Origin of the sequence: Mycobacterium attenuatum, from assembly GCF_900566085.1 — a bacterium.
Taxonomy (GTDB): Bacteria; Actinomycetota; Actinomycetes; order Mycobacteriales; family Mycobacteriaceae; genus Mycobacterium; species Mycobacterium attenuatum.
In genome coordinates, this window is the sequence record NZ_UPHT01000050.1 from 24,848 (window position 1) to 38,431 (window position 13,584).

Below are 13,584 nucleotides of genomic sequence, written 5' to 3' on the forward strand. Positions count from 1 at the left end.
TCGATACCGACCAATTCGAGGCCGCCGGCAATGACCTCATGCAGCGAGAACCCGGCCTGTTCGACGAACACCGGCTCCAATTCGGCCACCGCAGCGGCGAACGCGGGCTCGTCGGCCAGCAATTGGCGGCCCATGCCGGCCCATTGCGACCCACGGCCGGAGTAGACGAATACCGTTCCCGGACCGCGTGATCCGTCCGGTGGGCGGACTACGCCGGGGGAGTGCTGCCCGGCCGCCAGGGCGCGCAGCCCGGCCACCGCCTGCCCGCGTTGGCGGGCCACCACGATGCCGTGCTTGGCGTGCCGCGCGCGGTGGTGATTGACCGTATGGGCCACATCCGCCAGGGCGACCGCGGCGCCCGGGCCGTCCATCCATTCGGCCAGCACCGCCGCCGTGGCGGCCACCCGCTGTGCGGACTTGCCCGTCACCACCAGCGACGACACCTCGGCGTCGGGATGGGTGTCCGGGTGGCTGCCGGCGGCACCACTTGCCGGTGTCAGTTCGGGACCCTGCTCGATGATGACGTGCGCGTTCGTCCCGCCCAATCCGAACGACGACACCGCGGCTCGCCGTGGCCCGCCGCCACCTTCGGTGGCCGGCCATCTGGTGTTCTCGGTGGGAACGAAGAACCGCGTCGGCGCGGCGTTGATACCTGGATTCCATTGCGAGAAATGCAGATTCGGCGGGATCGTGGCGTGTTGCACGGCCAGTGCGGCCTTGATGAATCCCGCGATCCCGGCTGCTGCCTCCAGATGGCCGATATTGGTCTTCACGGCGCCCAGCGCGCACGAACCCTGGCCCCGGCCGTACGTCGACGCCAGCGCCTCGAACTCGATCGGATCGCCCAGCACCGTGCCGGTTCCGTGGGCTTCGACATAGTTCACGCTTTCGGGGGCCACGTCACCGGATCGCAGCGCATCGGCGATCACGTCGCACTGGGCCGCGGTATTCGGCGCAGTCACCCCGTTGGAGCGACCGTCCTGGTTGACCGCCGAGCCGCGCACCACCGCCAGGACGCGGTCGCCGTCGCGCACCGCGTCGGTCAACCGCTTCAGCACCACCACGCCGGCACCCTCACCGCGCACGAATCCGTCGGCCGCGGCGTCGAAGGTGGCGCACCGGCCCTGCGGCGACAGCAGCCCCCACGCCGAAATTGCGATTTGAGTCTCGGGCCGAAGGGTGATGCTGACGCCCCCGGCCAGGGCCAGGTCGGTTTCGCGCAGTCGCAGGCTCTGGCAGGCCAGGTGGACCGCCACCAACGACGACGAGCACGCGGTGTCCACCGCCACCGCGGGACCGCGCAGTCCCAGCAGGTACGAGATGCGACCCACGGTGATGCTGTGGGCGTTGCCGGTGCCGCTGTAGGCGTCCACGTTTTCCGGGCTGGCCGCCAGCATGGACTGGTATTCGTTGAAATACACGCCCATCATCACGCCGGTTCGGGTGCCGGCCAGCGAATCCGGCGGTATGCCGGCATGTTCGAGGGCTTCCCAGGACACCTCGAGCAGCATCCGCTGCTGGGGGTCCATGGCGGCGGCTTCGCGAGGGGTGATGCCGAAAAACTCGGCATCGAAGCCGGCGACGTCGGGTACGAAACCGCCCCACTTGGTGGTCATCCGGCCCGGGGCCAAGGGGTCGGGGTCGTAGAAGGCGTCCGCGTCCCACCGATCGGCCGGCACCCGCGAGATCGCGTTACGACCTTCTATCAGCAAGTCCCAGAAGCTGTCCGGGTCGGTGGCATCGCCAGGAAAACGGCATCCGATGCCCACCACCGCGACGGGCTCGGCCACCGCGATCCGGGAGATCTTGGTGAACTCCTCGGCCAAGGTGGCGCGTTGCTGTGCGCTCATACCGGAGATCCGGCTGAAGGCCGTGCGTATCACCTTTCGCCCTCGGCCGACGTTGATTCGATGCGGTCGAACAGGCTGTCCAAGACGCTTCCCGCCGAGGCGGACAGCGCGGCCATCTCGTCTGCTGACGAATCCTGTTGCGGAGCAACGCGATTAGTGAGGTACCGGGCCAACGTTGCCACGGTAGGATGATTGAACAGCATGGTCGCCGACAGCTCTATCCCGACGAATTGCTCGGCTTCGCGCCGAATCGCCATCGCCATCAACGAGTTGAGCCCCAGTTCCGCGAACGGCCTGTCGGTGTCCAGGTCGGTTTCTGGCAGCCGCAGTTCGGCGGCGATGATGCGGCGCAAACCTTTCTCGAGTTCGGTGCGCACCGCGGTGGCCGGCATTTGCGACCAGTCCTGCGCCGGCTTCAGATGCGCAGCCGCACCGACGGCTCCCGGCACGGCGGCCGTCGAGGGCACCGGCACCACAACCGCCTGCGCGACGTCATAACCGTCGGCGTATTCCCACGCGGTGAAAGCTTCCGGCGCCGTGATGTCGCGTGAACCCATGCGCTTCAACTCTTCGCTGACGATCTGAGCGTCGGCGGCGAAACCGAGCCCTCGCCATGCGACCCAGTCCAGGCTCATGGTGTGGCAGCCCTGTTGGCGGCGCGCCCGCGCCAAGGCGTCCAGGTAGGCGTTGGCAGCCGCATACGAACCCTGCCCGGGGATGCCGAATATCCCCGCAGCCGACGCCGTCAGGAAGAAGAAGTCCACGCTGCCGGCTGGGAACGCCTCGTTCAGCACCTGGCTGCCGGCGACCTTGGGCCACACCACCTGTCGCACCGCATCCTCGGTCAGCTGCGTCACCAGCTGATCGTTGGTGACACCGGCGGCGTGGATGATCCCGCGAATCGGCGCAGCTCCGTCGCGATCGCGCTTGGTCAGCAGGGCCTGCACGTCCGCGCGGCATCCGACGTCGACCGCGACGGCTTCGACCGTCACGCCGCGCATTTCCAGGGCACGGATGGCGTCGATCTTCTTTCGCAGTTCGCCGTCGAGGGTGTCGAGTTCCCAGTCCCGTCGCGGTGGCAACGGGGTACGACCGGTCAGGACCAGCCGGCGGGCGCCGCGGTCGGCGAGCCAATCGGCCATCAGCAGACCCAGCGCCCCCATTCCTCCGGTGATGAGATAGGCCGCGTCCGGCCGGCATTGCAATGGTTGGCGCACGGGCGTTCCGCGCACCGGCGCCAACGCCGGTGTGAGCACCACACCGGCGCGTGCCACCAGGATCGACTTGCTTGGCGCCGCAAGCAGCTCGGCAAGTAGCGGCGCGGATTCAGCCAGGTCGGCGCCGGCGGCGAGATCGACCAGGCCGCCCCACAGCTCGGGATGTTCGGCGGCGATGACGCCGGCAAGACCCCACAAGAAGCTCTGGCGCAGCGCGGACGGGGTCACCGATTCGTGGACTCCGCGGGTGACGATCCACAGCGCGGCGGATCTTTCGGCGCCTTCTGCCGCCAGAGTTCTTACCAGAGCGCCGATTTCGGCGGTGACCCGCACGCTGAATTCGACGTCGGTCTCGTCGTCGGTTACCGGTCGGGCATCGGCGACGTAAAGCAGATAACGGGCATCGGGCACCGCGGCGGGCCGGTATCCCTGGTTCTCCAGTTGCAGCCGCAGCGAAGCGCCGTCGGCACCGATCACCGCGACGGGCTGCGGGCCGATCGCCGATGCCGGGTGGGCTTGCGCGTCAACGACATCCGCGCGCGGTTGCCAGTCGATCGTGTGCACGAAGCTCCTGGCGTCGGAGCTCTCGGCCAGCGGTTGCCCGTCGCCGAAATCGAGCGCCCGGTAGCGAAGTGCACGTATCGACACACCGGCCGCCTCGCCGCGGGCGGCGATGGTGACATCGAGGGTGGTCCCGTCGCTGTCGCGAGCGGTGCGGTCGAGTGTCAGCGAGGCGCGCGGTGCCGCTACGGCGTCGCCGAACCATATCTGCTCGATGCCGGCCGGTACGTGAAGTCGCGGGTCGGTGTCGTCGGCCAGCGCCCCGATGTGCACCGCGGCGTCGAGCAGCGGTGCGATCGAGCCCTCGGGCAGTGCCTCGGGAAGCTCGACCCCGACGACGAGCCCGGTGTCCTGGGGCGCCCATGAATCCACGGACCAGGTGAAGGGCAGGCCGTCGACGCCATGGATCGCGAACAGCGCTGCAACGTCTGGAATCTCGCCGCCGCGACGGCTCCGGTGAGGGTTAGCCTCTGAGTGCACGGCCGCTGGTGATAACGGTGCTGAGGTAAGGCGTGCGGTCGCATGCCGTGTCCACCGGTTGGACGACGCTTCGGCGGCCGGAATCGAGGCCACACTCACCGACTGGTTGTCGGCGACCACCTGGATCAGTCGCGGCTGGTCGGCGAAAATGGGTTGCTCGAACCGGATGTCGGTCAGCACCCGGTAGCCCAATTCGGTTGCCGCGGAAACCATTGTGTGCAGCACAACGGAGGCCGGGACGAGTTCGACCCCGTGGAATCGATACCGGCCGCGGTAAGGCTTTGCATCCGGGGCCAGCCTGGCCTGCCAGAGGTGAGACGGCGGACTGGACATGACCGAGGTGCGTTGGCCCAGCAGGGTGCCCGCTACCGGCGCGGCGCCGGAAATATGGGCCGGGCGCTTGGGCGTGATCCAGTGACGGCCGTGCTGCCAAGGGGTAGTCGGGATGGCGGGGTGCGGCTCGGGCGGGTGCGGTGTGTGCGGGGGGTGGTCGGTGTGGACGGTGTTGAGATTGGTGCGGAAGGTGATGGTGTCGTCGCTGTCGCGTTGCAGGGTGCCGACACTGGTGTATCGGGTTCCGTGCTGGGCGCCGCGCAGCGTGTCCATGACGGCCTGGGTCAGCAGCGGGTGCGCGCTGATCTCGATGAAGGTGTGGTGGTTGTTGCCGGCACGCGCGACCGCCTGCTGGAAATGCACCGGGCTGCGCATGTTGGTTGCCCAGTGCTCGGCGTCGAACACCGGGCGGGTGTCGACGTCGTCGTAGGTGGTGGAGATGACCGGAATCGTCGGGGTCTGCGGGTTCAAATCCGCCAGCTGCGAACGCATCATCGGCTGCAGCGCGTCCATGGCCGGATTGTGCGGGGCCACTTCGATATTGACGCGGCTGGCGAAGCGATCGCGGGCCCGCACCCGGCCGATCAACTCGTCGATCTGCCCGGTGGGACCGGCGATCACGGTCTGGCGCGGCGAGTTGTAAATTCCCAGCGTCACGTGCGGATAGTCGGCGATGAGCGCCTTGGTCTCGGTGGCGTCGAGTTCGAGCAGGGCCATGCCGCCCTGACCGGACAGCGGCGCCATCAGCCGAGCCCTCGTCGCAGTCACCCGCAAGCCCTCCGCGGGCGTCAGCGCTCCGGCGACCACGGCGGCGGCCACCTCGCCCATCGAGTGGCCGATCACCGCGTCGGGTTGCACCCCGTGGGAGCGCCACAGCGCGGTGAGCGCCAGCTGGGTGCCGATCAGACCCAACTGAATCTGCTCGATGCCGATCAGGTCCTTACCGTTGGCCAGCACGTCGTGCAGCGAGAAGCCGGCCTGCTCGACAAACACCGGCTCCAGCTCGGCGATCGCCTCAGCGAAGGCGGGCTCGTCAACCAGTAGCCGGCGGCCCATGCCGGCCCATTGCCAGCCGCGACCGGAATAGACGAACACCGTGCCCGGACCCGGCGAACCCTCCTGCGGCCCAACCACTGCGGGGGAGTGCTGCCCGGCAGCCAGCGCGCGTAAGCCGGCTACCGCCTGGGTCCGCTCCCGCGCGACCACGGTGCCGAACTTGGCCTGCCGGGACCGGTGATGATTGACGGTGTGGGCGACATCGGCCAACGGCACCTCGGCGCCGGGGCCCTCCATCCAGTCGGCTAGCACCCCGGCCGTCGCGGCCACCCGTTGCGCCGTCTTACCCGCCACCACCAGTGTCGACACGGCCGGATCCGGGTCATGCCCACGCGGCGGCGACAGTTCCTGACCCTGTTCGATCACCACGTGCGCGTTGGTGCCGCCGAATCCGAAGGACGACACACCGGCGCGGCGCGGGTGGCTTGTCTCCGGCCATTCCGTCAGCGTGTCGACGACTTTCATCCGCAGGTCGGCAAACGGGATGTGCGGGTTGGGACTTTCGAAGCGTTGGTTCGGCGGAATCCGCCCATGCTGTACCGCCAGCACCGTTTTGATGAAGCCGGCGATGCCGGCCGCTGCCTCGGTGTGACCGAGATTGGTCTTGACGGCGCCGATGAGCAGGGGAGCGTCCTCGGGGCGTCCGCGGCCCAGCACGGTGCCCAGTGCCCGGGCTTCGATCGGATCGCCCAGCAGCGTGCCGGTACCGTGAGCTTCGACGAAGTCGACTTCGTTGGGCTGCATCCCCGCGTTGGTGTAGGCGGCGCGCAGCACGGCCATCTGGGCCGCCGGGTTGGGGGCCATGAGCCCGTTGGATCTGCCGTCCTGGTTGACGGCCGAACCGCAGATCACCGCCAGCACGCGATCACCGTCGCGTTGCGCGTCGGTCAGCCGCTTGAGTACCACCACCCCGGCACCTTCGCCGCGCACGAACCCGTCGGCGGCGGCATCGAATGCGCGGCAATGACCGGTGGGCGACAGCGCACCGACTTGGTCGAAACCGCGAAATACCGCCGGGGACAGCAACAAATTCACTCCGGCGGCGATGGCCAGGTTGCAGTCCTGCGTCCGAAGGCCCTGACAGGCCAGGTGGATCGCCACCAGTGACGACGAGCATGCGGTATCCACCGCCACGGACGGGCCGCGCAGGTCGAGGAAATACGAAAGGCGGTTGGCGATGATGCTCATCGCGCCACCGGTATTGCTCCACCCGTCAACCTGTGATAGGTCGGTGGAGGCAATAGCGCCGTATTCGCTCAAGCACGACCCGGCGAAAACTCCTGTCTGCGAACGCCGCAGCGAGCTGGGCGCAATCCCGGCGTGCTCCAAGGCTTCCCAGGCGACTTCCAGAAGAAGACGCTGCTGGGGGTCCATCTTGTCCGCTTCGCTGGGGGAGATCTCGAAGAACTCGGCGTCGAACGCGTCGATATCGGGCAGGAATGAGCCCCACCGCGTGGTGCGGTCCAGCAGTGCCCGTACTTCCAGGGAGCCGTCGTCGAACTGTTCCCACCGTTGGTCGGGGACCTGCCCGATCGCCGAACGGCGGTCACAAAGAAACTGCCACAACGTATCCGGGCCGGTGATCCCGCCGGGGAACCGACAGCCCATGCCGATCACGGCGATCGGCTCTTCCAACGAGCTTCGACCGGGGCGGTTGAGCGCCGAGTCCGACTCGAAATGGGGCTCGGGCGCCGTGAGATACGCTGCCAGGGAGTTGATCGTCGGGTGTTCCCAGAAGTCGATGGGGGATACGGTCTTGCCCAGCAACTCGGTCAACTCGCCGGACAGCACCACCGCGTCGCGCGAACTGACCCCGAGATCGGCCAGTGACAGATTGGGGTCGACCTCATCGGGTGTGCACCCGATATTTGTCACCAAATAGTCGACAAGCCAATGGCGAAGGTCAGCTTCGTCATTGATGCTCGCCGTCATGCGCTCACGTCCAGGCGTTTGAATCCGTCGCGCCGATACCGTTCGACGCAGGCCGAACGGCGGACCTTGCCGCTGGTGGTGATCGGAATCGACCCGGGCGAGACCAGAACCAGGTCAGCCACGCGCAAGCTGTGACACCTCGAAATCGCCGACGTGACTTCCCGCTTGACCGAACGTAGCTTTCGCATGGCGTCTTCTGCCGACGCTCCTCGTCGCTTCAGCTCGATGATCGCGACCAGCTGCTCGGTGATGTCGTCCGGCACCGCTATCGCCGCGACGCGGCCACCGGTGATCTCCTGGATCGTCGCTTCGATGTCGTCGGGATAGTGGTTGCGGCCGTCGACGATGAGGAGGTCTTTGATGCGGCCCATGATGAACAGTTCGCCCTCGGATATGACGCCCAGGTCTCCGGTGCGCAACCACGGTCCCTTGGGGGCTGGCGGGGCGGGATTGATCAGCTTGGCGTTGAACGTGCGCGCGGTCTGCTCCGGCTTGCGCCAATATCCCAGTGCCACATGGTCGCCGTGCACCCAGATCTCACCGACTTTGCCCGGCGAATTCTCGGCCATGGTTTCGGGGTCGACGATGCGCACCGCCGACGGGTCCGGCGAACCGTAGCTGATGAGTTCGGTGCCGACCGGGCCGTCGGTTCCGATGCGCCTGGCCTGTCCGGCAGTCAACTGTTCGTAGTCGAAACGGACGGTGGTGGGCGCACTGCCCGGCTCGGGAGCCGCCACGTAAAGGGTCGCTTCCGCGAGCCCGTAGGAGGGTCGCACCGCCGCCGGCCTCAGGTTGTATCGAGCGAAACGCTCGGTGAAACGCTTCACGGTGGCTACGTGGATGCGCTCGCTGCCGCTGACGATTCCGACCACGTCGCCGAGGTCAAGCCCTGCCATGTCCTCGTCAGAGGTCCTCCGCACGGCCAATTCAAAAGCGAAATTCGGCGCCGCTGAGAAGCACCGCCCAGCGCTGGCAAGCAATTGCATCCAGCAGGCCGGCCGGCGCAAGAAGGACATCGGGCTGATTAACACGGCGCTTCGACCCGCGACCAGCGGTGCGCATATTCCCAGGATCAGGCCCATGTCGTGAAACAAGGGCAGCCACGAGACCAGCGTGTCGGCCGAGACATTGTCGGGGTCGCCGAAATAGCCGTAGAGGCTCTGTGTCACGTTGGCGATAACGTTTTTGTGGGAGACGATGACGCCGGCCGGTGTGCGGGTGGATCCGGAGGTGTACTGCAGATAAGCCGCTCCGGTCGACAGCCGCGGCGGCACCGCCAACTGACGCTGCGAGTCCAGATCAAGCAGATCAACCTCGATGACGAACGGCGCGGGGCGCCCGTCTTGCGCGTTCGCGTATTTCGTGACATCCGCCACTACCGACGACGTCGTCAGAATGGCGACCGGGCTGGCGTCGCGCAATACCGCGGACACGCGATCGTCGTGAATACCGTATTGCGGCGTCGACAGCGGAACTGCGATAAATCCCGCCTGCAGGGCACCGAGGAATGCGACGATATATTCCAGACCCTGTGGCGCCAGAATAGCCACTCGATCGCCGGGCGACCCGTACAATTTCAGTTCTTCAGCGATGGTGCAGGCACGGCCGTACACCTGCGACCACGTCAAGCTCTCAGCGAACCCCTTCGGATCCAGTCCGTAGTCGATGAACGTATACGCAGTGGTGTCAGCGTGCTGATCCGCCCGCTGTCTCAGCAAAGCAGGGAAGGAAGAGTCGATCACCGGCATCGCACTTAACTCCCATCGACTTATCGGTTTGATTGTGTGTTGCGCAAGCGAATCGCTTGCACAGTGCAACTGACCAGCAGGGTGAAACCCGCGAGTCTGAGCTGACTAATCCGCTATGACGATGGCGCAGCTGTCCCTGTCGAAGCACACCGGCGTGCTCAGGCTGACCGCCCCCAGAATGACCCCGTTCCCCATACGACTAGTCGGTCTACGTAAGGTAACCACCTCTCGGGACGGGTGCGGGCGGTATTTGGAAAATCCACACTTTCCCCACAGCGACCGCCAATCCTACCGCCTGCGAGCGGACAGTCCCGACCTGCATTAAGCCTTTGTACCAGGGAGTCCGCTGTGAGTAGAGGTGCTGGATGTGACGTTTGATACATCAGTGACAGATGACTAGTGCAGTGAGAGTTGGTATCTCGATTTTGGCACGCGGGTGCCAGCAGTTTGGGACCGCCGTCTCGTTGTGACAAAGTTCACAGCCCCGCGCGAGGTGACGGGCCAGCAGGCGCGCGATGGCCCGCCGGCCAACCGGCCCACGCCTGGTCGCCGCCGCCGATGCGGCTGGGGCGCGGCTGGGGCGCCTGAGCCGTGGCGAACTTCGTCATCACCATGGCGAAGCCAGTCCCGCCGGCGTGTGGGGTAATGGCCAGGGCGACTGCAAGTGGTCGCAGCTAAGCTTTGTGGAGCTGCTGGAGAGTTCGGTCTTCGATATCGCCGACCAGCTCTGGCAAATTATTGTTGAGATAGAAATGATCCCCGGGGTAGACGCGAATCGCGAACTCGGCGGTCGTTCGATCGCGCCAGGGCTCCATGTCTTCCCGAGTTGTGATCCAGTCCTTGTCCCCGATATATGCATAGATTGGGCACGAAATTTTTGTCTCCGGCGGGCAGGTATAACCCGCAATGGCGCGCACGGCTCTCAAGGTGGGCAGCACTCCCACCCGAAATTCTTCGTCGGCGAAGAAATCGGGATTTGTACCGGTCGCCCGGGCTACCAAATCCAGCATCTCATTGTCGGAGAAACCCTTGAGTTGCTTGTATCTGATATGACCCGGTGCCGAGGTGGCCGACACAAATAGCGCCAGGATGCGGTAACCCGCTGATTGGAACCTCAACGCCACTTCGAAGGCCAGCATTCCGCCCATGCTGTGCCCAAAGAAGACCACCGGATCGCCGATCGGGGCGGTCGGCTTCATCATCGCGAATACTTCGTCAGCCAGGCCCGGAATGCTTTCCAGTGGCGGCAGCCCCGACCGATCGTTCTGCCCCGGGTACTGGACAGCAATTCGCTTCAGGTCGCCGGAAAACTCGCGAGAGAATGCGACATAGTCTTTCGCGGTTCCGCCAGCATGCGGAAAGATATACAACGTAGGGCTTTTGGTAGGGCTTTTGCCGTCGTTCGAGCGGGCGTACACGGCGCCACCCTACCGTGGCTCGCCGAACCCGCACACAGACGTCCGTCCGCGTGGTCGCCGAACCGCTGCGCCGAGGCGCCGACGACATCGCGTTCGGAGCGGCTGGACGACGGCAGGCCGGCGCGTGGTCCCGCCGTGAGTGGTTCAAGCCCGGAAACAAGCCGACACACCGAGGTTGCCACCGTCGTCACAGAGATAACAGCAGGCACACTGGTAACAACAATCATGCCAGGGATGCCGGGAGGATATGGCCGTGTACCGAGTCTTTGAAGCGCTCGACGAATTGAGCGCAATCGTCGAAGAAGCCCGTGGCGTGCCGATGACGGCGGGCTGCGTCGTGCCGCGCGGTGATGTGCTCGAGCTGATCGACGACATCAAAGACGCGATCCCCGGCGAACTCGATGACGCCCAGGATGTCCTCGACGCGCGCGATTCGATGTTGCACGACGCGAAAGCGCATGCCGACTCCATGGTTTCCGCGGCGACCACCGAGGCCGACTCGATGCTCAACCATGCCCGCGCGGAGGCGGACCGGATTCTGTCCGACGCGAAATCCCAGGCCGATCGGATGGTGAGCGAAGCGCGCCAACACAGTGAGCGGATGGTCGCGGACGCCCGGGAGGAGGCGATGCGCATTGCCGCCTCAGCCAAACGGGAGTACGAGGCAAGCATCAGCCGGGCCAAGTCCGAATGCGACCGACTGATCGAAAGCGGCAACATCTCCTATGAGAAGGCGGTGCAAGAGGGCATCAAGGAACAGCAACGCCTGGTGTCGCAGAACGAGGTCGTGCAGGCGGCCAACGCCGAGGCGACCCGCCTGATCGACACGGCGCATGCGGAGTCCGACCGGCTGCGCGGCGAATGCGACGTCTATGTGGACACCAAGCTTGCCGAGTTCGAAGAAATGCTCAACGGCACACTGCGCTCCGTGGGACGGGGCCGCCATCAGCTTCGCACCGCGGCCGGCACGCACGACTACGCAACGCGCTAGTCGCGTTCCCGTCGCAAGGCGGCTGCGGCCCGGCGGGCACCGGATTCGCTCCATACCACGACGCGCGCCGTAGGATCTCTCGTATGTCGAGGCAGCATAGCCAGACAGCCCACGGACGTCTGACAGGGCCGATGTCGATTGACATCGCCCGGCTGGGGCGCCGTCCCGGAGCCATGTTCACCGTGCAGCACACCGTAGACAGTCCCGCGCGCATCGGCGTGGAGCTGATCGCCATCCAGCGCGGTGCGCCGCTGACCCTGGATCTGCGGGTGGAGTCGGTGTCGGAGGGAGTTCTGGTCAGCGGGACAGCGGGCGCGCCCACGTCCGGGGAGTGCTCTCGCTGCCTGACCGCCATTCAGGGTCGGGTACAAGTTGTCCTGACCGAACTGTTCGCCTATCCCGACAGCACCACCGCGGCGACCACCGAGGAAGACGAGGTCGGCCACGTCGTCGACGAGAAGATCGATCTCGAGCAGTCGATCATCGACGCGGTCGGCCTGGAACTGCCGTTTTCCCCGGTCTGCCGCCCCGACTGCCCCGGGCTGTGCCCCCAGTGCGGCGTCGCACTGGCCGCTGAGCCCGACCATCATCACGACCAGATCGACCCCAGGTGGGCCAAGCTGGCCGACATCCTCACCGCGCAGCGCCCCGACGCCGCGGATCGAGGTGAGCGGTGACGGCCTCCCGACAGCCTCTGCTCGACGCGCTCGGTGTCGACCTTTCCGATGAGCTCTTGTCGCTGGCGTTGACGCACCGCAGCTATGCCTATGAGAACGGCGGGCTTCCGACCAACGAACGGCTGGAATTTCTGGGTGACGCGGTTCTGGGGCTGACCATCACCGACGAGCTCTATCACCGCCACCCCGAACGCTCCGAAGGCGACCTGGCCAAGCTGCGGGCCAGCGTGGTCAATACCCAAGCGCTGGCCGACGTCGCGCGCAATCTGTCCGACAACGGTCTGGGTGTGCACATGTTGCTGGGCCGCGGCGAGGCCAATACCGGTGGCGCCGACAAGTCCAGCATCCTGGCCGACGGCATGGAATCGTTGCTGGGTGCGATCTACCTGCAGCACGGCATCGAGGTGTCGCGCAAGGTGATCCTGAGGTTGTTCGGACCGCTGCTGGACGCCGCGGCGACGCTGGGCGCCGGGCTGGACTGGAAGACCAGCCTGCAGGAGCTGACCGCGGCGCGCGGCTTGGGAACCCCGTCGTACCTGGTCACCTCCACCGGCCCGGACCACGACAAGGAGTTCACCGCGGTGGTCGTCGTGATGGACACCGAATACGGGCAGGGCTTGGGCCGCTCCAAGAAGGAAGCCGAGCAGAAAGCCGCATCGGCCGCCTACCAGGCGCTCGAGGCAGTGGAGGCGCTGGACACGGCTGGAAAACCCTTGCTCTAGATGCCTGAGCTACCCGAGGTTGAGGTGGTGCGCCGCGGCTTGGCGGCCCACGTCGTGGGCAAGACGATGGCCGCGGTCCGGGTCCATCACCCCCGGGCGGTACGGCGCCACGAGGCCGGACCCGCCGACCTGACGGCGCGGCTGCTGGGCGCGCGAATCACCGGAACCGATCGGCGCGGCAAGTACTTGTGGTTGACGCTGGATAGCCCGGACAGCGCACTGGTCGTGCACCTGGGCATGAGTGGGCAGATGCTGCTCGGGACGGTCCCGCGCTCCGACCACGTCCGGATCTCCGCGCTGCTCGACGACGGGACCGTGCTGAGCTTTGCCGACCAGCGCACGTTCGGCGGATGGCTGCTTGCCGACCTGGTGACCGTGGACGGCAGTGTGGTGCCGGCACCGATCACCCACCTGGCGCGGGATCCGCTCGACCCACGGTTCGACGCCCGAGCCGTCGTCGAAGTGTTGCGGCGCAAGCATTCCGAGCTCAAGCGCCAGCTCCTGAACCAAGAGGTGGTCTCCGGAATCGGCAACATCTACGCCGACGAGGCGCTGTGGCGGGCCAAGGTCAACGGCGCCCGCCTGGCCGCCACGCTGAC

General features: G+C 66.3%; 8 protein-coding genes (1 of these 8 running past the window's edge). 4 read left to right on the forward strand and 4 right to left on the reverse strand.

The window, feature by feature from the left end; all coding sequences use genetic code 11:
• The 4 genes from EET13_RS08975 to EET13_RS08990 all read right to left on the reverse strand — a co-directional run.
• Window positions 1-1,883, reverse strand: partial view of a type I polyketide synthase gene (locus EET13_RS08975; RefSeq protein ID WP_122441958.1) — the 5' end (the start) only. Its footprint begins 2,728 nt before the window's first position; only the first 1,883 of its 4,611 coding nucleotides appear in the window; it begins with the start codon at window positions 1,881-1,883; the stop codon falls past the left edge of the window.
• Window positions 1,880-7,429 carry a type I polyketide synthase gene (locus tag EET13_RS08980; protein ID WP_122441959.1) on the reverse strand — a complete coding sequence of 1,850 codons (5,550 nt, stop codon included), beginning with the start codon at window positions 7,427-7,429 and terminating at the stop codon, window positions 1,880-1,882. The genes EET13_RS08975 and EET13_RS08980 overlap by 4 nt, the downstream gene beginning before the upstream one ends.
• Window positions 7,426-9,177: a long-chain-fatty-acid--AMP ligase FAAL26/FadD26 gene (gene fadD26 / locus EET13_RS08985; protein WP_122441960.1), complete on the reverse strand. Its 1,752-nt coding sequence runs from the start codon at window positions 9,175-9,177 to the stop codon at window positions 7,426-7,428. Before fadD26 ends, EET13_RS08980 begins: the two co-directional genes overlap by 4 nt.
• 674 nt (window positions 9,178-9,851) lie before the next feature.
• On the reverse strand, window positions 9,852-10,595 hold the full coding sequence (locus tag EET13_RS08990) for a thioesterase II family protein (RefSeq protein ID WP_122441961.1): 744 nt from the start codon (window positions 10,593-10,595) through the stop codon (window positions 9,852-9,854).
• Between the two features lie 253 nt (window positions 10,596-10,848).
• On the opposite strand from EET13_RS08990, the gene sepIVA reads away from it, so the two are divergent.
• The 4 genes from sepIVA to mutM all read left to right on the forward strand — a co-directional run.
• Entirely contained in the window at window positions 10,849-11,586 is a 738-nt protein-coding gene (gene sepIVA / locus EET13_RS08995; RefSeq protein ID WP_122441966.1) for a cell division protein SepIVA, read from the forward strand.
• A gap of 83 nt (window positions 11,587-11,669) precedes the next feature.
• Window positions 11,670-12,263 (forward strand): YceD family protein, encoded by a 594-nt coding sequence (locus tag EET13_RS09000; protein ID WP_122441962.1) that lies wholly within the window; start codon window positions 11,670-11,672, stop codon window positions 12,261-12,263.
• Window positions 12,260-12,985, forward strand: coding sequence for a ribonuclease III (gene rnc, locus EET13_RS09005; RefSeq protein WP_122441963.1), 726 nt, complete (start codon window positions 12,260-12,262; stop codon window positions 12,983-12,985). Before EET13_RS09000 ends, rnc begins: the two co-directional genes overlap by 4 nt.
• On the forward strand, window positions 12,986-13,584 hold a 599-nt coding region (gene mutM, locus EET13_RS09010), incomplete at its 3' end, for a DNA-formamidopyrimidine glycosylase (protein WP_122441964.1).